General features: G+C 54.8%; 19 protein-coding genes and 4 tRNA genes. 8 read left to right on the top strand and 15 right to left on the bottom strand.

Going from position 1 to position 21,494, the window contains the following annotated elements:
* Nucleotides 1–31: 31 nt before the first annotated feature.
* Nucleotides 32–1,336 carry a M18 family aminopeptidase gene (locus INT20_RS11790; protein ID WP_193054976.1) on the bottom strand — a complete coding sequence of 435 codons (1,305 nt, stop codon included), beginning with the start codon at nt 1,334–1,336 and terminating at the stop codon, nt 32–34.
* A gap of 137 nt (nt 1,337–1,473) precedes the next feature.
* Here INT20_RS11790 and INT20_RS11795 point away from each other — a divergent pair, with 137 nt between their 5' ends.
* Nucleotides 1,474–3,561, top strand: a complete 2,088-nt coding sequence (locus INT20_RS11795; RefSeq protein WP_193054977.1) for a carboxy terminal-processing peptidase — start codon at nt 1,474–1,476, stop codon at nt 3,559–3,561.
* Between the two features lie 269 nt (nt 3,562–3,830).
* Here the strand turns inward: INT20_RS11795 and INT20_RS11800 are convergent.
* The 4 genes from INT20_RS11800 to INT20_RS11815 form a co-directional block, all read right to left on the bottom strand.
* Nucleotides 3,831–3,906: transfer RNA gene (locus INT20_RS11800), tRNA-Asn, on the bottom strand.
* Nucleotides 3,907–3,952: 46 nt separating this feature from the next.
* Nucleotides 3,953–4,028, bottom strand: a tRNA-Asn gene (locus INT20_RS11805).
* A 46-nt stretch (nt 4,029–4,074) separates the two neighbouring features.
* Nucleotides 4,075–4,150 (bottom strand) — tRNA-Asn (locus INT20_RS11810).
* 46 nt (nt 4,151–4,196) lie between these two features.
* Nucleotides 4,197–4,272: transfer RNA gene (locus INT20_RS11815), tRNA-Asn, on the bottom strand.
* A gap of 183 nt (nt 4,273–4,455) precedes the next feature.
* On the opposite strand from INT20_RS11815, the gene miaB reads away from it, so the two are divergent.
* The 6 genes from miaB to INT20_RS11845 all read left to right on the top strand — a co-directional run bounded on the left by miaB (nt 4,456) and on the right by INT20_RS11845 (nt 10,415).
* Nucleotides 4,456–5,799 (top strand): tRNA (N6-isopentenyl adenosine(37)-C2)-methylthiotransferase MiaB, encoded by a 1,344-nt coding sequence (gene miaB / locus INT20_RS11820; protein ID WP_193053077.1) that lies wholly within the window; start codon nt 4,456–4,458, stop codon nt 5,797–5,799.
* 88 nt (nt 5,800–5,887) lie between these two features.
* Nucleotides 5,888–6,979 carry a PhoH family protein gene (locus INT20_RS11825; RefSeq protein ID WP_172117135.1) on the top strand — a complete coding sequence of 364 codons (1,092 nt, stop codon included), beginning with the start codon at nt 5,888–5,890 and terminating at the stop codon, nt 6,977–6,979.
* Nucleotides 6,976–7,440 carry an rRNA maturation RNase YbeY gene (gene ybeY / locus INT20_RS11830; protein WP_193053078.1) on the top strand — a complete coding sequence of 155 codons (465 nt, stop codon included), beginning with the start codon at nt 6,976–6,978 and terminating at the stop codon, nt 7,438–7,440. Before INT20_RS11825 ends, ybeY begins: the two co-directional genes overlap by 4 nt.
* A 172-nt stretch (nt 7,441–7,612) precedes the next feature.
* Nucleotides 7,613–8,500: an HlyC/CorC family transporter gene (locus INT20_RS11835; RefSeq protein ID WP_193053079.1), complete on the top strand. Its 888-nt coding sequence runs from the start codon at nt 7,613–7,615 to the stop codon at nt 8,498–8,500.
* A 37-nt stretch (nt 8,501–8,537) separates the two neighbouring features.
* On the top strand, nt 8,538–10,010 hold the full coding sequence (gene lnt, locus INT20_RS11840) for an apolipoprotein N-acyltransferase (RefSeq protein ID WP_193053080.1): 1,473 nt from the start codon (nt 8,538–8,540) through the stop codon (nt 10,008–10,010).
* 66 nt (nt 10,011–10,076) lie between these two features.
* A complete protein-coding gene (locus INT20_RS11845; RefSeq protein WP_172117139.1) occupies nt 10,077–10,415 on the top strand; it encodes a hypothetical protein in 339 nt (112 codons plus the stop codon).
* A 141-nt stretch (nt 10,416–10,556) separates the two neighbouring features.
* Here the strand turns inward: INT20_RS11845 and INT20_RS11850 are convergent, their stop codons facing one another.
* The 8 genes from INT20_RS11850 to prmB form a co-directional block, all read right to left on the bottom strand.
* Nucleotides 10,557–11,135 carry an SCO family protein gene (locus INT20_RS11850; protein ID WP_193053081.1) on the bottom strand — a complete coding sequence of 193 codons (579 nt, stop codon included), beginning with the start codon at nt 11,133–11,135 and terminating at the stop codon, nt 10,557–10,559.
* Between the two features lie 22 nt (nt 11,136–11,157).
* Nucleotides 11,158–11,625, bottom strand: a complete 468-nt coding sequence (locus INT20_RS11855; protein ID WP_193053082.1) for a copper chaperone PCu(A)C — start codon at nt 11,623–11,625, stop codon at nt 11,158–11,160.
* A 463-nt stretch (nt 11,626–12,088) separates the two neighbouring features.
* Nucleotides 12,089–13,459 (bottom strand): metal-dependent hydrolase family protein, encoded by a 1,371-nt coding sequence (locus tag INT20_RS11860; protein WP_226912154.1) that lies wholly within the window; start codon nt 13,457–13,459, stop codon nt 12,089–12,091.
* A gap of 201 nt (nt 13,460–13,660) precedes the next feature.
* On the bottom strand, nt 13,661–15,487 hold the full coding sequence (phaC, locus tag INT20_RS11865; RefSeq protein ID WP_193056985.1) for a class I poly(R)-hydroxyalkanoic acid synthase: 1,827 nt from the start codon (nt 15,485–15,487) through the stop codon (nt 13,661–13,663).
* 86 nt (nt 15,488–15,573) lie between these two features.
* Nucleotides 15,574–15,993, bottom strand: coding sequence for a phasin family protein (locus tag INT20_RS11870; RefSeq protein ID WP_172117143.1), 420 nt, complete (start codon nt 15,991–15,993; stop codon nt 15,574–15,576).
* Nucleotides 15,994–16,196: 203 nt separating this feature from the next.
* The gene (locus tag INT20_RS11875) at nt 16,197–16,577 is read right to left on the bottom strand and encodes a hypothetical protein (protein WP_193053084.1); all 381 of its coding nucleotides are present in this window, start codon (nt 16,575–16,577) and stop codon (nt 16,197–16,199) included.
* Between the two features lie 60 nt (nt 16,578–16,637).
* Entirely contained in the window at nt 16,638–17,729 is a 1,092-nt protein-coding gene (aroC, locus tag INT20_RS11880) for a chorismate synthase (protein ID WP_172117145.1), read from the bottom strand.
* A 13-nt stretch (nt 17,730–17,742) separates the two neighbouring features.
* Nucleotides 17,743–18,702 (bottom strand): 50S ribosomal protein L3 N(5)-glutamine methyltransferase, encoded by a 960-nt coding sequence (prmB, locus tag INT20_RS11885; protein ID WP_172117146.1) that lies wholly within the window; start codon nt 18,700–18,702, stop codon nt 17,743–17,745.
* A gap of 194 nt (nt 18,703–18,896) precedes the next feature.
* Here prmB and INT20_RS11890 point away from each other — a divergent pair, with 194 nt between their 5' ends.
* Complete coding sequence (locus INT20_RS11890; protein WP_087106822.1) at nt 18,897–19,463, top strand: Smr/MutS family protein; 567 nt, start codon at nt 18,897–18,899, stop codon at nt 19,461–19,463.
* A gap of 57 nt (nt 19,464–19,520) precedes the next feature.
* Here the strand turns inward: INT20_RS11890 and INT20_RS11895 are convergent, their stop codons facing one another.
* Both INT20_RS11895 and INT20_RS11900 read right to left on the bottom strand, forming a co-directional pair.
* Nucleotides 19,521–20,543, bottom strand: a complete 1,023-nt coding sequence (locus tag INT20_RS11895; RefSeq protein ID WP_193053085.1) for a patatin-like phospholipase family protein — start codon at nt 20,541–20,543, stop codon at nt 19,521–19,523.
* A 40-nt stretch (nt 20,544–20,583) separates the two neighbouring features.
* Nucleotides 20,584–21,483, bottom strand: a complete 900-nt coding sequence (locus INT20_RS11900; RefSeq protein WP_193053086.1) for an alpha/beta fold hydrolase — start codon at nt 21,481–21,483, stop codon at nt 20,584–20,586.
* Nucleotides 21,484–21,494: the final 11 nt, after the last annotated feature.

The following is a 21,494-nucleotide window of genomic DNA, read 5'->3' on the forward strand; positions in this document are numbered from 1 at the left end:
TTTTTCGTTGTTGGGCGTTATCTAGTGCGCATCAACCAAGCGCCGGCCGATTCAGAAACACTTTCAATGCTCGGGTTAGGTATTCCACGTCACGCGTACCCGCCGTTTCACGGATAGAGTGCATGGCCCACTGTGGCACGCCGATATCCAGCGTAGGCACGCCAAGCTCCGTCGCCGTAATCGGTCCAATGGTACTACCGCAGCCCATATCCGCCCGCGTCACAAATGACTGTACCGGCACGTCGGCTTCGCGACACACATCACGAAATAGCGCACCGGTTACGCTATTGGTGGCGTAGCGCTGGCTGGCATTCACCTTGATAACCGGGCCGCCGTTAATGGCGGGGCCATGCTGCTCATCATGCTTATCGCGAAAGTTAGGATGCAACGCATGCGCATTGTCACAGGAAATCATCAGCGATGACTGAATCAACTGAATCAGCGACTCCTCGCTGCCCTCTCCTACCTGCGCATTGATGCGCTTAAGCACATCGCCCAGGAACGGCCCCTGCGCACCACAAGCGCTCGCACTACCCACCTCTTCGTGATCATTCGCCACTAACAACGCCCCCTGGCGACCATCACTTTCGAGCAAGGCCTCCATGCCAATAAAACAGGAGAGCAGATTGTCCAGCCGCGCACTGGCGATGAGCTCTTGCTTAACCCCTACGAGCGAAGGCGGCTGCACATCGTAAAAGCCCAGTTCAAAATCCACCACCTCAGCGGAGCGCACACCGTGCTGCTCCTCAAGCCAAGCGGCTAGCAATTCAGAAAGCTTGGTGCTATCGCTTTGCAGCAGTACCGGCGCCATTTGCGTTTGCGGATTAATAGCACGGCCCGAATTCACGTCGCGATCCAGATGGATGGCCAGGTTCGGCACCATCGCAATAGGCCGGTCAACATTCAGCAGCAGGCTTTCCAGCCGCCCGTCTGCATGGCGCACTTGTACGCGCCCGGCTAATCCTAAATCACGGTCAAACCAGGGCGCCAACAGTACGCCCCCATACACCTGCACGCCAAGCTGCAACCAACCTGCAGAGTGCTGAGTGGCGTTGGGCTTTAAGCGCAATCCGGGGCTATCCGTATGCGCGCCCAGCATACGCAAGCTTTTAAGCGTATCGCTTGGCAACTGAAAGGCGATAATGGAAGAATCATTGCGCGTAACGTAATAGCGCTGCCCAGGCGCCAGCTGCCAATTAGCTGTCTCGTGGAGGCGCTGAAAACCTGCTTTCTCCAAGCGTTCGGCCATTGCCTTCGTTGCATGCCAAGGTGTGGGCGACTGGCGCAGAAAATCACATAACCGCGTTAGCCGATCGGCGTTGAAAGCTTCGGACATGGAAATCCTCATAACAGTAATGATTGAGTCTCATAGAGCAAACGACCTGCTACAATGCCCCCTGGCCTATGCAACACATAGGTCACAAGCAGGTCTAGGGAAGAATGAGTGTACACAAATCCGGGAGAGCTTGACTGATGAGCTTGTTTGCAACGCTTTCGCGCTCGGTCGCCCTTGCCGTGATGCTGGTCGTTACCAGCCCGGCAGTTATGGCGCAAATTGCGCCGACCGACGAACAACGCCAAGCGGCAGTAGAAATTGCGGATGCGCTCCGCTACGGCCACTACGCCAACATAACGTTTGATGAGCAGTGGTCACAGGAGGCCTTCCAACGCTACCTGGATATCCTCGATGGTCAACGCGCTTATTTACTGAATCGCGATATAGAGCCCTACCGCCATTATGAAAATGATATGGCTGAAGCACTCTTTAACGGCGATTTGGATGATGCTTACGCGCTTTATAACCAGCTAAGCGAGCGTAATATTGCGCGGGTTGAATGGCTGCTTGCACGTCTTGATGAAGGCCTATCGTTTAGCTTTGATAGCGATGAGCGCCTGGAAGTTGATCGTGAAAATGCTCCCTGGGCCACCCGCGAGAGCGAACTTGATGAGCTATGGCGCAAGCGGTTAAAAAATGACGCGCTAACGCTCGCGCTTACCGACCAGGATGACGAGCAGATAGTCGACAACCTGCGCCAGCGCTATGAAGGCCAGCTTAGTCGCCTACGCCAAACCGAATCAGAAGATGTCTTCGGCTTGATAATGGCAGCGGTCACCAGCACGATTGATCCGCATACTGGCTACCTCTCACCACGCCAAAGCGAATCTTTTGACATCCAGATGAGCCTCTCGCTGGAAGGCATTGGCGCGCTGCTACAGGCCGATGGCGAATACGTGAAAGTAGCAAGCCTGGTGCCCGGCGGCCCTGCTGACCGTGCAGATGTCCTGGAACCTGCCGACCGCATCATTGCGGTTGGCCAGGAAGAGGGCGAAATGGTCAACGTTGTGGGCATGCGCCTGGACAACGTCGTTGACTTGATTCGTGGCCCCAAAGGCTCCGTCGTCCGCCTGGATATCGTGCCCGCCCAAGCGGTGGACATGACCCGCTCGCATATTGTCGAGATCACCCGCGATACCGTAAGCCTTGAAGACCAGGCGGCCCATGGCGAAGTGATCAACGTTGAGCGAGACGGCGAACCCCATCCCATTGGGGTCATTAACATTCCTACTTTCTATGTTGATTTTGACGCCTGGCAGGCGGGCGAAGAGGAGTATCGCAGCACCACACGCGATGTCGCCCGTGAAGTTGAGCGTTTAAAAGAGCAAGGCGTAGAAGGCATTGTGCTGGATCTGCGTAATAACGGCGGCGGCGCGCTTCAAGAGGCTAACTCGCTGATTGGCTTGTTTATTGACCGAGGCCCCACCGTACAGGTACGTGACGCTCAAGGGCGCATTCAGCTATACGGCGATACCGACGCAGGCACACTCTACGATGGTCCGCTGACCGTGCTGGTTAACCGCCTTTCCGCCTCTGCCTCAGAAATCTTTGCAGGCGCTATTCAGGATTATGGTCGCGGCCTGGTAGTAGGCTCATCAACCTTTGGCAAAGGTACCGTACAAACGCTGAACGACCTAAGCCATGGGCAGATCAAGCTGACCCGCGCCAAGTTTTACCGCATCACCGGTAAAAGCACGCAAAATCGTGGGGTTGAGCCTGACATTAGCTTCCCGAGCTTAATCGACCCAGAACGGATCGGTGAAAGCAGCCTGGATAACGCCCTTGGCTGGGATACTGTTCAAGATGTTCAGTATCGTCGCTACGGAACGCCGGAAACCTTTATAGACGCACTGAACACCCAACACGCAGCGCGCGCCAAAGAGAACCCCAACTTCCGCTATGTTGAGCGCCAATCCACGCTGGCCCGCCAGCTACGTGAGCAGCACACCAGCGTGAGCCTGAACCGCGAGCAGCGCCAGCGTGAGCTTGAAGCCCAAGAGGCCGAGCAGCTTTCGCTAGAGAACCAGCGTCGCCGGGCACTCAAACTGCCAGAACTAGACGAGTGGATGGATGCACGCCTGGAAAGCAGCGAACCCAGTGACGATGCTGACGAAAACGGAGAGGATGAAGGCATGCCCGCTGATCGCGCTCCCGTACTAGAAGCCGCAGAAATCCTGCTGGATTACGCGCAATTTCAACAGGCCCAGCGAATGGCGACACGCTAAATAACCATTGATCGCTGTATGACGCCGACCTTTTAGGTCGGCGTTTTTTTACGCGTGACTTTTGACCCGCCAGACACACGAAATCAACCCAATACCGTTAGGCAGCGGGGCCAATAATTTTACAGGGGTTAATAACGTCCTGGAGACGATAAAGGTTTGAAGAGGTAATAAAGGTTTGAAGAGGTAATAAAAATCAGGGGAGCTAGAAAGCAGCACGCTTTTCAGAACCAGGCACAGAAGCACACTGTGAATCTAAAAAGGCAAGTAGATGGCTCCTCGAACAGGACTCGAACCTGTGACCCAATGATTAACAGTCATTTGCTCTACCAACTGAGCTATCGAGGAACATCTTAAGCTATTGTGTTTTAAGCAGAACCAACCTGTAAAGTGTTGGCTCCTCGAACAGGACTCGAACCTGTGACCCAATGATTAACAGTCATTTGCTCTACCAACTGAGCTATCGAGGAACATCTTAAGCTATTGTGTTTTAAGCAGAACCAACCTGTAAAGTGTTGGCTCCTCGAACAGGACTCGAACCTGTGACCCAATGATTAACAGTCATTTGCTCTACCAACTGAGCTATCGAGGAACATCTTAAGCTATTGTGTTTTAAGCAGAACCAACCTGTAAAGTGTTGGCTCCTCGAACAGGACTCGAACCTGTGACCCAATGATTAACAGTCATTTGCTCTACCAACTGAGCTATCGAGGAACTTCTCAAACACGGTGCGTAGTATACTGATTTAGGGATTAAGGTCAAGTATCGATTATCGGGGAATGCTAGCCCCCGGTTTCTTGTGCCCGTATAATAGGATTATTCAACAGTAGCCTACGCTGCTAAAACGATACCCCATTCATTCCTCGTCCCCCGACGACCCATAGACGACAGGTACCGATGGCGAAGAAGCTCTTCATCAAAACGCACGGCTGCCAAATGAACGAGTACGACTCCTCCCGTATGGCGGATCTACTCGGTGAATCTCACCAGCTTGAACTCACCGACAATGAGAAGGAAGCCGATGTCATCCTTCTTAACACCTGTTCAATTCGTGAGAAGGCTCAGGAGAAAGTGTTTCATCAGCTGGGGCGCTGGAAAAAGCTAAAAGACGCCAACCCGGACCTGGTAATTGGCGTAGGCGGCTGCGTGGCAAGCCAGGAAGGCGATGCGCTGCGTAAGCGTGCGCCCTTCGTGGATATGATTTTCGGCCCGCAGACGCTGCACCGTGTGCCCTCCATGCTGGATGCGCGCAGCAACAATCAAATTGCCGCCGTAGACGTAACGTTCCCGGAAATCGAGAAGTTTGATCACCTGCCCCAGCCCAAGTCAGATGGCGCCACGGCCTTTGTCTCGATCATGGAAGGCTGCTCCAAATACTGCACCTTCTGCGTGGTGCCCTATACCCGCGGAGAAGAGGTCTCGCGTCCGTTTGAGAAGGTGATGGATGAAGTTATCCACCTGGCCGATCAAGGGGTGCGCGAAGTCAACCTGCTGGGCCAAAACGTTAACGCCTACCGAGGCGACAACGACGACGGTGATGAAATTGATCTTGCCGAGCTGATTGCCTGCATCGCTGCAGTAGATGGCATTGACCGCATACGCTTTACCACCTCGCATCCGGTTGAGTTCACCGACAGCCTGGTGGATGCATTTGCAGACATCCCGGAACTGGTCAGCCACCTGCACCTGCCGGTGCAATCGGGTTCCGACCGGATTCTCAGCGCCATGAAGCGTGGCCATACTGCCGAAGAGTACATTGAGAAGATGGAGCGCGTGCGCGCTAACCGTCCGGATATCAGCTTCTCATCGGACTTCATTATCGGCTTCCCAGGTGAAACCGAGGAAGACTTTGAAGCCACGATGAATCTGATCCACCGGATTGGCTTCGATCACTCGTTTAGTTTTGTGTACTCGGCGCGCCCGGGCACCCCCGCCTCAGGCCTGCCGGATGACACCCCAGAAAGCGTCAAGAAGCAGCGTCTGGCGATTCTGCAAGAGCGCATTCTGCAGAATGTGGCCCAGATCAGCCGCCGCATGGTGGGGTCTACCCAGCGCATTCTGGTCACCGGCTTTTCACCTAAAGACCCCGGCCAACTCTCTGGGCGTACGGAGAATAACCGCGTGGTTAACTTCCGTGCGGCTAACCCTACCGAGCTAATCGGCTACTTTGTGGATGTTGAGATCACTGAGGCATTCCCCAACTCGCTGCGCGGCGAGCTCGTCTCCCCCGAGCGTTACTGATCGCTATCTTATCTTAGGTAATTGCCCCAACCCCGGTTGGGGCAGTAAGCTGGGTGTCTACACACATTAACTGACGGATTTCCTACTCTTGAGCCAGCCATCACCTCAGGCCAACCGCATTATCACCCTAAGCCTTGAACCCAATGACCCACAGCGGCTTGCCAGCTTAAGTGGCCAGCAGGACGAGCATCTAAAGCTGATTGAGAGCCGCTTGGACGTGACTTTGCGCAACCGGGGCAATATGTTTCAGCTGGCCGGTGCTGCCAACCGCATCAAAGCGGCGGCTAACGTGCTTGAGCACCTCTACCGCGAAACGGCGGTGGATGATCTTTCGGCAGATACCGTGCACCTGTTCCTGCAAGAGTCTGGCCTGGAAGCACTAGAAGACGAGCAGGACGGAGAAGGCAGCCCCGATGACGTGGTAATGCGCACGCCGCGCACCATGATTAAGCCGCGCGGCTTGAACCAGCAGCGCTACGTCACCAGCATTCGCGAGCACGATATTAACTTCGGTATCGGGCCAGCCGGCACCGGCAAAACGTATCTGGCGGTAGCAGCAGCGGTTGAAGCGCTTAACCAACAGGAAGTGCGCCGCATCTTACTGGTACGCCCAGCGGTTGAAGCGGGTGAAAAACTCGGCTTTTTGCCTGGTGATCTAGCCCAAAAGATCGACCCGTACCTGCGCCCGCTGTACGACGCGCTGTACGAGATGATCGGTTTTGAACAAGTGGCCAAGCTCATCGAGCGCCAAGTGATTGAAATAGCGCCGCTGGCCTATATGCGCGGTCGCACGCTGAATAATTCGTACATCATTTTGGACGAAAGCCAGAACACCACGCCGGAGCAGATGAAAATGTTCCTGACCCGGATCGGTTTTGGCTCAACGGCCGTGATCACCGGGGATATCACCCAAGTCGACCTTCCTCGTGGGCAGCGCTCTGGCTTGTCCCAGGTACTTGACGTACTGAAAGATACGCCAGGCATCGGCGTTACCCACTTTGCCGCCAAGGATGTCGTACGCCACCCCTTGGTGCAGCGCATTATCGAAGCCTACGACGAATTCGAGTCGCAGCAGGAAGTGGAAGAGCGTGCCCGCCGTGAAGTACGCCAGCAAGAGCGCGAGGCACGCCTTCAGGGGCGCGAACAGTCTCAGGAACGATGGGGAGATACATCACGTTGAACAATATCGTGATTGATCGACAAGCCGCTATTGATGAACCGCTGCTGCCCACGCTTGAACAGCTCACCCACTGGGTGGGCTGTGTGTTTTCTCATTACCCGGATGATGAGCGCCAAGAGCTTACGATCCGCTTTGTGGACGAGCAAGAAAGCCAAGCCTTAAACCGCGATTATCGCGGCAAAGACAAGCCCACCAATGTGCTATCGTTCCCATTTGAAAACCCGCCGGGGCTCACGCTACCGCTGCTCGGCGATTTGATTATTTGTCATGCCGTTGTGGTAAAAGAGGCGGACGAGCAACAGAAGCCGTTAGCGCATCACTATGCGCACATGGTCGTCCATGGCACGCTTCATTTAATGGGCTATGACCATATTGAAGATGAGGAGGCAGAAGAGATGGAGCAGCTAGAGCGTACGTTGCTTGCTGAGCTGGGCATCTCTGACCCTTACCATGTGCCATGACACTGACAACGCGCAGGGAAGAAACCATTCATTGATGCAAGGCAAGAGGCATAGTGCAACATAGCGCCCCGTACCAGGGGGACACCGCCTTGTTGGCACCCTGTTTTTTGTTGATACTAGATTTTAGGCACGTTACGACACCTGTCTGCCCCGTAAACAAGAGATTTGACGCATGAGCGAAGACCGATCGAGCAATCCTAATCAAAAATCCTGGCTCGAGAAACTCTTTGGCGCCCTTACCGGAGATACCGACGAACCCAGTTCACGCGCTGAGCTGATGACGTTTTTACGCCATACCGCTGGGAAACTGAAGCTGGATCAGGACGCCATCATGATTATTGAAGGTGCGCTTGAAATTAGCGATCGACAGGTTCGAGAAGTATTAATACCCCGCTCTCAGGTATCAGCCATAACGCTGGACCAAACGCGTGATGGCTATTTACCGCTTATCCAGGAAACCGGTCACTCCCGCTATCCTGTGATTGGCGAGAATCTGGATGATGTTAAAGGGATATTGCTGGTAAAAGACCTGCTTCCTTTACTGTCGCAAACCCAGGAAAGCCGGGACGCCTTCAAACTGGAAGATGTTCTCCGTCCGGCCATGTTTATTCCAGAGTCGAAACGGCTTAACAGCCTGCTCAAAGAGTTTCGTGATACGCACAACCACATGGCCATTGTGGTAGATGAGTATGGCGGTACTGCCGGCATTATTACGATTGAAGACATTCTGGAACAAATCGTGGGTGATATTGAAGACGAGCACGATACCGACGAAGAGGACGATATCCGCACGCTGGAAAACGGCCACTTTGCTATTCGCGCCCTCACCCCCATCGAAGACTTTAACGAACGCTTTGGCACCGAATTCTCTGATGATGAATTCGATACCGTGGGCGGCCTGGTGATGCAGCAATTTGGTCATTTGCCCGGGCGCAGCGAGCATACTCGCTTCGGCGGCTGGCACTTTGTCATCTTGAATGCTGATAACCGGCGCATCCGCTTATTAGAGGCCTATCGTGAAAGCGATGGCGAGAGCCTCGAACCTCAAAAAAACGACTAGCAGCTTACCGATTAACCACGTATTGACAGGATATTTCATGGGGCCAATACCCGCCTTTATGCTTCAACTGTTACTGGCCCTGGTTGCGGGCGGCTTTACCACGCTAACCGCTTCACCATTTGAACTATGGTGGCTTGGCCCGGTAGCGATTGCCCTGCTTTACGTAGGGATTCATACCTTAACGCCCGCCCAGGCAGCGCTTAAAGGCTGGCTCTATGGCATTGCACTCTTTGGCAGCGGCGCCTCATGGGTCTATATCTCCATTCATGATTACGGCTATACCGGCGTGCCGCTGGCAGCGTTGCTGACCGCACTTTTTGTCGCCGTACTGGCCCTTTTTTATGCGGGCACCTTCTGGCTTTACCGGCGTTTTACCACCCCGCGATTGGCATGGCTAACGTTTGCCGGTGCCTGGGTGCTGGGTGAAGTGCTGCGCACCTACCTGTTCACAGGCTTCCCTTGGCTACTAATGGGCTCAGGCTATGTCGATTCACCCTTGGCAAGCTGGGCACCAATTGGCGGTGTCTACCTACTTTCCCTGCTGGTGGTGCTTAGCGGCACACTGGCAGCTAACGTGCTTCTGCGCCGCCAGTGGTGGGCACTGGCCCCGTTACTGGCAATCTGGCTGATACCGCTGGCCTTGCCTGCACAGTGGACCACCCCTTCCAGCACTCCGACTCGGGTTGCTTTACTTCAGGGCAACCTCCCGCAGTTGCTAAAGTGGACGCCAGACGGCCAGCGCATCGCAGCGAATACCTACAGCCGACTGACCGCTGAAGTCGCCGATGAGGCTGACATAATTATCTGGCCAGAAACCGCACTTCCCATGACGGAAACTCAGGCACGTCCGGTCCTGGAGCGCGTTCAGGCTAACCTTCCGCCAGGCGTTGCCTTGGTGACAGGCATCGTTCAATTGGATGTGGCTAACCGCTACTACAACAGCGTGGTGGGCATTGGCAACGTTGAAGGCAGTTATCAAAAAGAGCACCTGGTGCCCTTTGGCGAATACCTACCGCTTGAAAGCGTGCTGCGCGGTGCTATCGACTTTTTTGACCTGCCGATGTCGAGCTTTACCAAAGGCGCATCGCATCAGACGCCCATGCAGGCCTCCGGCATTCGCCTGGGCAACGCGATCTGTTATGAAATCATCTATCCGCAGCTTGTGGCGCGTCGCGCTCAGGACAGCGATGTGCTGCTGACGGTTTCCAACGACACCTGGTTTGGCGCCTCCATTGGCCCTTTCCAGCATTTGCAAATGGCACGACTTAGAGCACTTGAAAATGGTCGCTATGTAATACGCGCCACCAGTAACGGCGTTACAGCGATTATTGATGCCCACGGAAGCATCGTTGCTCAAGCGCCCCAGTTTGAAACGACAGCGTTAGTGGGTGAGTTCTATGCGATGGAGGGGTTAACACCTTTTACCCGCACCGGGAGCTGGCCTGCATGGCTACTAGCGGGGCTAATGCTGCTACCTGGCCTTCGCTTGACACGTTGTCGCGGTCGATAGGAACCTTCAACATGACACGCTACAATAGGGCACTTTTTTGATTCTGGCTGGCATAGGAGTACCACTATGTTAAAATCTCGTCCTTTTTTACTACTTGTCGTGATGCCGCTGGCGCTTACTGTCGTGTTGGCGGGCGCTATCTTCGGTGGCCAGGTTATGTCTGACAGCCATGTTGGCGATGACATTCAACACGCTCTGGCAAATAAGCTGGGGACATCCCATGATATTGAGCTCTCGCAGCTGCAGGAAGTGCAGTATGGTTATGGCATCTGCGGCCTCTATCGCACAGCCTCTTCTGACAATGGCTATGCCTCCTTTTTCTACGATAAAGACAGTGAGAATATCGAACTGGATATTAACTCTCGTCTGTACAAGTCGCGCTGCGGCCTCTCTGCCGTCTGCTAAATCGCTTTCGTTGCCAGGTATTAGCCAAGTAAACGGCATATAAAAAGGGGCGACTGATCATCAGTCGCCCCTTTTTTGCTACAGACTTTTTCTACCTACGTCTACTACCTGTTTAGCTCCCTGGGGCTACTCCAAGCGGCGTTAGCTTTTTTCTATCAGCCGTTTGATATCCGCCTGAACATCCGTTATCGGGTGGCTATCCCGCACCAGGAACTGTGCATTCCCCTCTCGATCAAAGGCAAAAACAGCGCTGGAGTGTGTTACCAGGTAGTCACCATTCTCATTCTCTTCACCGTATTCGTAAGCAACGCGGTAACGGTTGGTGATCGCATCAATGTCGGCTTTATCGCCGGTCAAGCCAGTAAACTCAGGGCCAAAGGCATTGGTATAGCGTTTTAGCACCTCGGGCGTGTCACGCGCCGGGTCGACCGAAATAAACAGCACCTGAACCTCGTCGCGCGTCTCATCATCCAGCTGTCTGATCGCATCGCCTAATCTTGCCAGGGTAATGGGGCAAACATCGGGGCAAAACGTGTAGCCAAAATAGACAAGCGCTGGCTTACCCAGATATTCATCCGCTTGGACGCTGTCGCCGTTATCATCCACCAGTGAAAAATCAAGCGACGGCATAATGTCGGCAACGTCGGTGGTACGCCAGCTCTGATCACTACAACCAGCCAGTAAAAGAGACGCCAACGCGGCGAACAACAACTTGTACATATAGGGTTCCTATTCCTGGCCTTTACATCGATGCTGGAGAGACAATATTAAAGGTAACGGGCAGTTGCTGTTCATCGCTAAACTCAAGCACCACGTCAACGTCATCACCTACGTTTAAGGGCTCAACGCGGCGCATAAACATCAGATGATGACCTTTGGGCGCAAACTCAAAACGCTCGCCTGAGGCAATTTCAAGCGATGTAAGCTCGTGCATATGGGCCATACCGTCGTGCTCGGAGCTAACATGTATTTCAACACTATCAAAGGCAGGGCTTTGAGCGCCCACCAGCGTGACGGTTTCATCTCCCGTATTATAAAGCTCAAAGTAACCCGCACCGGGCGTGTTACCAGGCAGCAGGCTTAACCGAGCATTGCTTACTTCAAGCGTCTGCGCCTGCGCAACACCTGCCGTTAATAGCAGTGCTAACGCGCTTAACGCCAGCCGCTGAGTCACTCGTTGGGCCATGACATTCAGTGCCTTGTTCGCCATTACTTCGATGCTCCCTTTAAATAAACACGGTTAAACGGCACACGCGCCAAGCTCGCACGTACTGGCCTATCGCATGTCGTTATGAATCTTTGGCTACCATAGCGCCATCCAGGTGTTCTACAACCCTCCTGCGACATTATGACAGCACCCTCGGCCTGCCGATATTAGGCGAGAACGCGGCGCGGTTTGTGTTTGCCACAAAGGGGGCGCCCAGAAGCATAGGAACGGCGGTTACGAATAGCCCCCTAAAAAGAGTTCAACGCCTATCTCCTTAAGCCCGGAAATAGACGTGGGGCCTGCTGAAATCCCAACTACCGCGTTAAAAACATTTAAACCAGCAAGGTTGTCCTAAAACCAACACTTCTATTAATGGCCGGAAAAGCGGTCAGTGCATGATTGATTCAACATAAACAAACAACCGATCAAGCACTTAAAATCGATATTTATAAACGATCTTGCCAAGCTATTGCTGCAAACAATCTTTATAAACACGCCCAGCTTTCATAATCATGCGCAAGTTACGCTCTGGATCTTTAAGAAAATCAAGATCTTTGCTTGGGTCACCATCAACGACCAGCAGGTCGGCTAGCGCACCAGGCTCAATACGCCCAAGCACTCCCGGATACGGGTTACGCGGCCCCGAGAGAGAAAGTAGCTCCCCGTTACGCCCCGTCGCCATTGCCAATGCGGTCAACGGGTCGTAGAAACGCGTTAGCTTAGCCAAGTGATGCAGCTGGTTGGGGGTATTTTGGGGATTAAAAAGAATATCCGTTCCCCAGCCAGTTTTAACGTTAAATCGCTGGGCCATTTCATACGCGCGAACCGTTCCTTCGGCAACTTGCCGCTGAGACTCTCGGCGTGCCGCATCCGGGTAAACGTTGGAATCTTCATCCTGCAGAAAAGGCTGAAGGCTCCACCACACATCTTCACCGGCCATCATTCGAACGGTCTCTTCATCTGCCAACTGACCATGTTCGATTGAGCGTACGCCTGCCCGCAGGGCACGCTGAATACCCCGGGAGGTGTAGACATGAACCATGACATACGTGCCCCAGTCACCGGCTGCCTCAACCGCTGCGCGAAGCTCGCGCTCGCTAAACTGCGTACTGTCGAGCGGATCATAAAATGACGCGACGCCACCACCCGCAATCAGCTTTATTTGAGAAGCCCCCAGCATCAACTGCTCACGCGTGCGCCTAAGCACTTCCGCTTCACCGTCAGCAATCATGGCTACCCCTTGCTGCTCCGTGTAACTTAGCGGGGTTGTACTACCACGAGGCAATTCGTGCCGCATTCGGAAATCACCGTGCCCGGATGTCTGGGAAATCATGGCGCCTGCGGGAAATATCCGCGGTCCGTTCACGATGCCTTCGTCAATGGCTCTCTTCAGTGCAAATGACGGCCCTCCCACATCCCTGACCGACGTAACCCCTCGCATCAGCGTTCGCTCGGCCTCTTTTGCGGCGACCAAATGGATATAACCAATATCCGCGCTCATGGCTTCCATCTGTGTAATAGCGGCTAGCGTGGAGTGCCAATGCGCATCGATTAAGCCAGGCATCAACACGCGCCCATCACAGTCGATAACGTCCCCGGACTCGGCGCCAGCATTACCTTCAAGAATAGCGCTGACCCGCCCATCCTCTACCTTAACGGATACGCCATCGCGCAACGGGCCACCACTTCCATCAAAAAGCGTTAAGTTGGTGAGTAGCACAGGGCCGTCATGCGCTTTTGAGGGCTGGTCAACCACGTGTGGCGTATGTACACCTGCAAACAGCGCCATGACCGCTGCCGGCCCACCCAGCATTTCGCGGCGAGCAATCTCTGCCATAACGCGCTCATGAAAATGCTGTAAGACGGGTGAACCACAGCAGCAAGCGCCATGGTTATTGCCAGGACTGTTTCCAGGACGGTGTTGTGCGCTAAACGCGGGGGCTAATGAGTAACGGGTAGTGGGCGGCATTGTTAGCACCTCGCTTAAACATGAGAAGGATAGTTTTTTTGTAGAATACCCGGATGATCGGAGCAGCCTTTACAGGCTGCCCTGTTCGCTTAGCACGTCAGGAATGGTCATTTTTACATAGCGCCCTGGTGCTGACTCAATCACCTCAAGCTTACCGTCGCCGGGTGTGCGCGAGGGCACCATTTTCTGGGTATCCGCATAACCATTCTGTGTCATCCATGCCTGCCAGTGCGGCCACCAGGACCCCTCATTAAACGCCGCTGTTTCAAGCCACGCTTCATGGCTTTCTGGCAGTGCGTCGTTACTCCAATAACCGTACTTGTTCTTTTGCGGTGGATTAACGATACCGGCGATATGCCCCGAGCCACCTAATACAAACGTGACGGGACCTTTAGGCAGCAACGCCCCATAATAGGTGCTGTTCCACTTGGCAATATGGTCCTCTTTGGTCGACACGAAATAACTAGGGGTGGAGATTTTGCGTAAATCAATTTTTACACCATCAAGCTCAATCCCCCCCGGCGCGACCAAACGGTTTTCAAGATACATGTGGCGTAAATACCAGGCATGCGTGCCCGCCGGTAGGTTCGTGCCATCCGTATTCCAGTGGAGAAGGTCAAAGGCGGCGGGCATCTCTCCTTTCAGGTAGTTATTGATATAAAACGACCAGAAAAGATCATTTTCACGCAGCAGGTTAAAGGTGTAAGCCATCGAGCGACCATCCAGATAGCCCTTTAGCTGCATGGTTTGCTCAAGTCCTTGCACCACGGCTTCGTTCAGGAAAACACCGATATCGCCGGGGTCACGAAAATCCTGCAGCGTGGCCATGTAGGTGACCGACTTCACCTTTCGCCCCTTGCGGGTACTCATCAAATAAGCAACGGTCGAAGCCGTCAAGGTGCCGCCTACGCAGTAGCTCACCAGGTTGACCGACTTCTCACCGCAGGCATCCTCAATGGCGCTAATCGCGCTGATCGGCCCCATTTGCATGTAATCGGCCCAGGTAATGTCACGCTGTTCAGGGCCAGGATTGCGCCATGAAATTAAAAATACGGTGTGGCCCTGGTCCACCACCCACTTGACCATGGAATTGTCCTGGCGCAGGTCAAGGATGTAATACTTGTTGATCCAGGGCGGCACGATTAACAGCGGCGTTTTAAAGGTCTTCTCAGTGGTGGGCGTGTACTGAATCAGTTGAATTAACTCGTTTTCATACACGACAGCCCCAGGGGTAACCGCGATGTTTTCCCCGATGCCAAACGCATTGCGCTCGGTCATACACACATTGATGCCTTCCGCTGAGTTGGCAAGGTCTTCACGCAGCCGAGATAGCCCTTCTACCAGATTTTGCCCACGGGTTTGCAGCGTTCGCCGCATCACCTCAGGGTTAGTAGAAACGAAATTGGTGGGCGACATGGCATTGACGAGCTGACGGGCATAAAACCCCAGATTTCGTTTCTGGAGGTCATCCATACCTTCAAGGCTTTCGATCAGTTCTTCTACTACCTGCGAAAACAGCAGGTACTGCTGCATGATCGCCGCATAGTGAGGGTCTTGCGTCCAGGCATCGTCTTTAAAGCGCCGGTCGCTTTTGGAAGGAGTAATCAGCGGTGTGACCTGCTCACCAGACAAAGCACGCATGCTTTGCTGCCATAGCAGCCACTGATCTTGCAGCAGGCGCGCTTGGGTTTGCCACAGCAAGGTTGGGTTATTCATTAATGCCTGCGCACCCGCCTCGAAGCTTTTGCGCATATCGCTATAGACCGAGTCGGCCGCCTCGCTTGGGGCCATGCGTGCCAGCAGATCCTGCATAAGCCCCTGGTACTGCTCAGCGGCCTCTTTCAGTTGCGTATTCCATGCCTCAATGTCTTCTTGAGACACTCCCTGCTGAAACATGTCGTGCAATGGTCGTTTCCACCCCTGCATACTGAATCCCCTTATAACAATACGGCGCCTAGAGGCGCCGTGAGTTAGCCGACTTCTTATTTTTTCCGTGAAGACTGGCTCGAGGCGGATCCAGAAGCACCAGGCTGTTGGCCTTTTGCGGCGGCAGTCGCCTGCTCGGTCATTTGCTGCCCGGCATCACTGAAGAGTTTTTCCATTTCCGTTTTGAACTGCAGGCTCATCTCACCCATAGCACGGGCGTCTTCCTGCATTTGCTGGGAAAGCTCGTTCATGATTTCAGCCTGCTGGGTGCCGAAATCACGCAGGCTTTCTGCATCCTGAATGCTGGTGGCACTGCGGATGCGCTCGGTGCCCATTTGGCTATAGCGCTTCATGGCTTCCAGTTGATACTGGGTCATTTTTTCCATGTTGTTGAGCATCAGCGAGTTAATTTTGCGCATGGGCTCAAACATTTGGCGGGTCTGGGCGTTAAAAGCGTCCATCATATCGTCTTGCATAGTGTCCAATCCTCTTCCGTTTCAGAGTGTGGGCGCTTTCGCGCCCCCCCCTACGAACGTGATTTGCTGCACTGCAAAAAGAGTAATCCTTGACCGGGTGCTTTGCAATAACACTGTTTTCAAGAGCCTTGTTTTCAATAACACTGTTTTCAAGAGCCCTGGATGACGGCGCTCATTAACTGGCCGCTATGCACCTCGCCGCATTACTCGGTTTTTCCTTTACCACGCGAACGCGAGGACGCCGTTGCTTTGGCATTAGGCGCTCCCCCGCTGCTCGACGCATCACTGTCCGCCGCTTGATCATCAGGGGCGGTACTGCTGGCGTTGCCTGCCTGGCGCAACATATCCAACATCATCTGTTGGTAAGTTCCAAAGTTGGCCAACCCTTGAGAAAGCCCCTGCTGCATCATGGGCTGCTGCAAAAAGGGGCGCATCAAACTCATGGGGTCATACCCTTCTGCACCCGACTCCATTTGCCGCTGAATATTTTCCAGCAGGCTTTGCTGGAATGCCTCTACATCAGGAAGCCCCAATGCTTGACGAAATTCATCCGGGGTCAGATCAAACTCAACGTTAATCTTCATGGGTTACTCCTCAGCCATCTTCCTTGAGTGTAGCAGCGTTACGCCAAGCCGTACGCCGCTTTAACGCTGCGCTAAACGGGGTGTATCAACGCTAACCTCACCGTTTTGCCCACGCTGGCGCAGCCAGTGGTCAAGCAATGTAATCGCCATCATGGCTTCGGCAATCGGCGTGGCGCGAATCCCCACACAAGGGTCGTGGCGACCTTTGGTAATCACCTCGACCGGCTGGCCGTTAACATCAATGGAACGCCCAGGCGTCGTAATGCTGGAGGTCGGCTTAAGCGCCAGCCTGGCCACAATCGGTTGCCCACTGGAAATACCGCCCAATATGCCACCGGCATGATTGGACAAGAAGCCTTCCGGCGTCATCTCGTCGCGGTGTTCGCTACCGCGCTGGGCAACGGATTCAAAACCCGCACCAATCTCAATACCTTTTACCGCATTAATACTCATCAAACCGTGCGCCAGCTCAGCATCCAGGCGATCAAACACCGGCTCACCCAGCCCGACCGGAACGCCCTCAGCGACTACGGTAATCTCGGCACCGACGGAATCCTGGTCACGGCGTAGCTGATCCATATACGCTTCAAGCTCGGCTACTTTGGCGGGATCGGGGCAGAAAAACGCATTCTGCTCGACGGCCTCCCACTGCTTAAACTCAATCTTGATGGGGCCCAGCTGGCTCATATAGCCACGAATTTGTACGCCTTGGGCGGCCAAGTACTTCTTGGCGATAGCACCCGCGGCTACCCGCATGGCCGTTTCGCGGGCGCTTGAGCGGCCGCCGCCCCGATAGTCACGGTGGCCATATTTATGGTGGTACGTGTAGTCCGCATGGGCGGGGCGGAACTGCTCCTTGATTTTCGAGTAGTCCTTGGAGCGCTGGTCGGTATTCTCGATCAGTAGGCCAATCGAGGTGCCGGTGGTTTTTCCCTCAAACACGCCCGATAAAATCCTCACCTGATCAGGCTCTTTGCGCTGCGTGGTGTGGCGAGAGCTACCTGGGCGACGACGGTCCAGGTCGCGCTGTAAATCCTCTTCACACAGCGCAAGCCCCGGCGGGCAACCATCTACAATGGCGCCCAGCGCAATGCCGTGACTCTCTCCAAAGGTGGTAACGGTAAACAGCTTGCCAAAACTATTGCCAGACATGGGCGTTCATTCCTTACGCAAAAGACGCCGCATGGGCGTCGAGTTCATCGGCGCTCAAAGCAAATACGCCTTGGCCGCCGCGCTCGAAGTCAAGCCACAGGAAAGGCACGTCGGGAAACGCAGCCTCCACATGGCGGTCAGAATTGCCCACTTCGACAATCAGCCAACCTGTATCGCTCAAATGGCTGCGCGCCTCGCGCAAAATACGCCGCACAATATCCAGGCCATCTTTACCGGCACCCAGTGCCAGTGCGGGCTCATGGCGGAACTCGGCGGGCATGGTAGCCAAATCACGCGCATCGACGTAGGGCGGGTTGGAAACAATCAGGTCAAAGCGCTGGCCTTCCAGCCCGTCAAACACATCCGAGGCGACCGCCCGTATCCGGTCACCCACGTCATGGCGGGTAATGTTTTCTCGGGCGACGGCCAGTGCATCCTGGCTAATATCGGCAAGCGTCACTTCGCAGGTAGGCAAATAAAGGCCGGTTGCAATGCCGATACAACCAGAGCCGGTGCATAAATCCAGCACGCTCTCCGGCGGCTCTTCCGGGAACCAGGCCGAAAAACCGTCTTCGATCAGCTCGGCAATCGGCGAGCGCGGAATCAGCACTCGCTCATCAACATTGAAGGGGTGACCTGCAAAAAAGGCCTCGCCCAGCAGGTACGGCAATGGCTGGCGGCTGGCTACCCGCTTCCGGGTCAGGGCGATAATACGCTGGCGCTCAACAGGCAAAAGCCGTGCTTCCAAAACGGCGGGGTCGACGTTCCAGGGCAGGTGAAGTGCCCCCAGGCAGAGCGCAACGGCTTCATCCCAGGCAGACTCGGTGCCGTGGCCATAGTGCAGCCCAGCCAGATAGAACTCGCTGGATACCCAGCGCAGATAGTCGCGTAGTGTAAAAAGATCGCTCACCAACGCCGTATCCGGCAACGAAAGGGTTGAGTGAGAGGTCTCAGCATTGAGGTGCGTGGTCACAGCGACTCCTGATAAACGAAAACCATCCATGCAGCCACATGCGGCTACACTCATTGATAAAGAAAAGATTGTACCTGTAAAGATTGTACCTTTGACGCCGCCCGGTTCACAGCGCCGCTCAGCTCGCTATACTGTCGGCACTTTATATGCTTTCTTGTTTTACTCTTTCTTCCTTTTCACACTTTGAGCTTGATATGACGCGACGCCACCTGCCCAACGATGACGATATCAGCGCTTTTCGCCAGGCGCTGCAAGCAGCGGGCGTACGCCGTATTGCACATAATCAAGCCGACCCCGGCAAGCCCAAGCGCAATGATGAAGCCCAACAGGCACGGCGTAATGCGGCGGTTCAAAACAGCACAGTACAAGCCAGCGGCCGCACATCGGATGGCCGGGTCGAGGCCGTGCGCCCGTCTGAGTACCTTGAGTTTAGCGTGCCCGATTTACCCTGGCGTACCTTCAGCCAGTTAAAGCGTGGCCAAACCGAGTGGCAGGCGGGGCTTGACCTGCACGGCTACACGCTTGAAGAAGCCCGCGCGGAGCTTGAAAGCTTCTTGCGCGATGCATCAAGCCAAGGGCTACGCTGCGTGCTGGTGGTTCACGGCAAGGCGTGGGGCACCACTTCAGATTTTCCGGTGCTTAAGAGCCACACCAATACCTGGTTACGCGAATGGCCGGGGGTGCTGGCCTTTTGCTCGGCCATTGATATTGATGGCGGCACCGGAGCGGTCTATATATTGCTGCGTAAGCGCGGGGCGTAACGCCGCTCAACCGCTCTCTTCACTGCTCTACTGGCACTTTTCCAGTGGCTCGCTGCCTCACTCTGTCGCATCCGAGGCAATGCTGGGCATGCGCCGCTCCAGCGCCTCATCGGCCAAATGCCGCCCCAGGCGGATCAAGTCTTTGGCGCGATGAAACTCATACGTGCTGCATACCGTCTTGGGAATCTCGATCAATATATCTGGCGGATAACCGGCAATTTTGTATTTTGCCAGGGCCGCTTGGGTAATATCAAACGACTCTAAAATCATATCGAGCTTGCTCCACTCGCGCTTGCCTCGCGTCTCAACACTCTCTTCAGCGCCAGCTTCCACGCCGCTGTCTTCTTCACTGCTGCCAAGCCCCTCCCATAAACGCAGGGTGGCTTGGCGCACGTCGCTCATCCAGCCGCCAATTTTTTCATCACGGTCACGCTCTTGCGCCGTTCTGCTATCATTTTCCTCGTGCTCACGGGGCAGGAGTTCTTCCAGTGATACCGGCTGCGGGCTATGTGCCGTTACGTTAATCGCAATTACCAGGTCTGCTTCGTGGGCAGAAATAACCGGCATGATAGGCAGCGGGTTAAGCAGCCCGCCATCGACCAACACCTGGTCACCAACATTGACCGGCGTAATGACGCCTGGAATGGCGATAGAGGCGCGAATGGCGCGCAGTAACGGGCCATTTTGAAACCACACTTCGCGCTGGCGAACCAGGTCAGTCGCCACCGTCGTCACCGGAATAGGCAAATCCTCAATGAGCACATCGCCTACCAACGCCTCCAACTTACTCATCACCTTATTGGCACGCATGGCACCCATCGGGCTCCAGGTCACATCCACCAGCTTTAGCACATCCAGATAATCGAGATTACAGACCCACTCCCGATACTCGGGCAGTTTGCCAGAAGCGTAGATGCCACCAATCAGGGCGCCCATGGAGCATCCCGCCACTGAAATAATCTCAAAGCCTCGTGCCTCCAGGGCTTCAATGACACCGATATGGGCATAACCGCGCGCCCCGCCACTGCCCAACACCAAAGCCACTTTTTTCCCGCTACCCGCGTGCGTCAGTTGATTCATTGGCTATTCCTATTGCTCTTGAGCCGACCGTATAAGCGTTTTACACGGCTGCCTCCCAGTGAGCGGTGGCGAGTTCCGCCACAGCGGCAACCGCTTTAGATTCCAAATGTAGATGATGCCCACCAGGCAACACATGGCGGGTCAGATCATTAACCGCCAAGCGCGCCTGCTCGGCCCAGGCACGCTTTCCTAAAATACCCTGCTCGCCTTCAATCAGTAGTACCGGCGCCTGAATACACGCTAACAGAGCCAGTACCTGCTCAGGGGTAAAGCGCACCAGAGAGGGTTTTAGCAGTCGACTATCCGTACGCATTTGTAGATAGCCATCGGCAGTTGCTTGCGTATTACGCTCAACCAACGGCATCGCCGTTACGCTATCCAGCGTGGTGACGCCACCGGCTACCCGCGCGGCAACCGCACTTTCGATATCAGCATAGCGTGGTGGGCGGGAAAGCGGGCGACGATGGGCAATAAGCCCTTTGCGCAACTGGCTGGCGGTTTCTTCCGCAGGCGTATTCAATGCCCCCAGCCCGTCAATCAAGGTTAACCGGGCAATACGCTCCGGCATAGCAGCGGCCAATAGGCAGGCAACCGCTGCGCCCATGGAGTGGGCCAGTAAAGAAGCCTGTTCAATACCCAGTGCGTCCAGCGCATCAAGCACGTCGTGGCAGTAATCCCACAACGCATAGTCGCTTCCGAAAGCGGCATGCTGGGAGTGCCCATGGCCGCGAAAATCAATGGCTACCACGCGGATATCCAGCGCATCTGCCAAAAGCGGTGCCAAGCGGCTAAAGCTTGCCGCGTTATCCAGCCAGCCGTGTAGCGCCAGCCAGACAGGTGCATCCACGCGGCCCCAGCCCAGTGCGGCCAAGCGCCCTTGCGCAAGCACCAGCGGCTGCGCGAAGTGTCGAGACGCGGGTTGGAGGGTTGGTTCACACATAGGTTGTTTTC

Origin of the sequence: Halomonas citrativorans (assembly GCF_014898005.1) — a bacterium.
Classification (GTDB): Bacteria; Pseudomonadota; Gammaproteobacteria; order Pseudomonadales; family Halomonadaceae; genus Vreelandella; species Vreelandella citrativorans.

Excerpts from the sequence above, each read along its gene's own strand:
- phaC (WP_193056985.1), bottom strand. The coding sequence starts at position 15,487 with ATGTTTCAGCAGGGAGTGTCTCAAGAAGACATTGAGGCATGGAATACG.
- INT20_RS11890 (WP_087106822.1), top strand. The coding sequence starts at position 18,897 with ATGACGCGACGCCACCTGCCCAACGATGACGATATCAGCGCTTTTCGC.
- INT20_RS11855 (WP_193053082.1), bottom strand. The coding sequence starts at position 11,625 with ATGGCGAACAAGGCACTGAATGTCATGGCCCAACGAGTGACTCAGCGG.
- INT20_RS11875 (WP_193053084.1), bottom strand. The coding sequence starts at position 16,577 with ATGAAGATTAACGTTGAGTTTGATCTGACCCCGGATGAATTTCGTCAA.
- aroC (WP_172117145.1), bottom strand. The coding sequence starts at position 17,729 with ATGTCTGGCAATAGTTTTGGCAAGCTGTTTACCGTTACCACCTTTGGA.
- INT20_RS11845 (WP_172117139.1), top strand. The coding sequence starts at position 10,077 with ATGTTAAAATCTCGTCCTTTTTTACTACTTGTCGTGATGCCGCTGGCG.
- INT20_RS11870 (WP_172117143.1), bottom strand. The coding sequence starts at position 15,993 with ATGCAAGACGATATGATGGACGCTTTTAACGCCCAGACCCGCCAAATG.
- INT20_RS11900 (WP_193053086.1), bottom strand. The coding sequence starts at position 21,483 with ATGTGTGAACCAACCCTCCAACCCGCGTCTCGACACTTCGCGCAGCCG.
- INT20_RS11895 (WP_193053085.1), bottom strand. The coding sequence starts at position 20,543 with ATGAATCAACTGACGCACGCGGGTAGCGGGAAAAAAGTGGCTTTGGTG.
- lnt (WP_193053080.1), top strand. The coding sequence starts at position 8,538 with ATGGGGCCAATACCCGCCTTTATGCTTCAACTGTTACTGGCCCTGGTT.
- INT20_RS11850 (WP_193053081.1), bottom strand. The coding sequence starts at position 11,135 with ATGTACAAGTTGTTGTTCGCCGCGTTGGCGTCTCTTTTACTGGCTGGT.
- INT20_RS11835 (WP_193053079.1), top strand. The coding sequence starts at position 7,613 with ATGAGCGAAGACCGATCGAGCAATCCTAATCAAAAATCCTGGCTCGAG.
- miaB (WP_193053077.1), top strand. The coding sequence starts at position 4,456 with ATGGCGAAGAAGCTCTTCATCAAAACGCACGGCTGCCAAATGAACGAG.
- INT20_RS11790 (WP_193054976.1), bottom strand. The coding sequence starts at position 1,336 with ATGTCCGAAGCTTTCAACGCCGATCGGCTAACGCGGTTATGTGATTTT.
- INT20_RS11860 (WP_226912154.1), bottom strand. The coding sequence starts at position 13,459 with ATGGCAGAGATTGCTCGCCGCGAAATGCTGGGTGGGCCGGCAGCGGTC.
- INT20_RS11795 (WP_193054977.1), top strand. The coding sequence starts at position 1,474 with ATGAGCTTGTTTGCAACGCTTTCGCGCTCGGTCGCCCTTGCCGTGATG.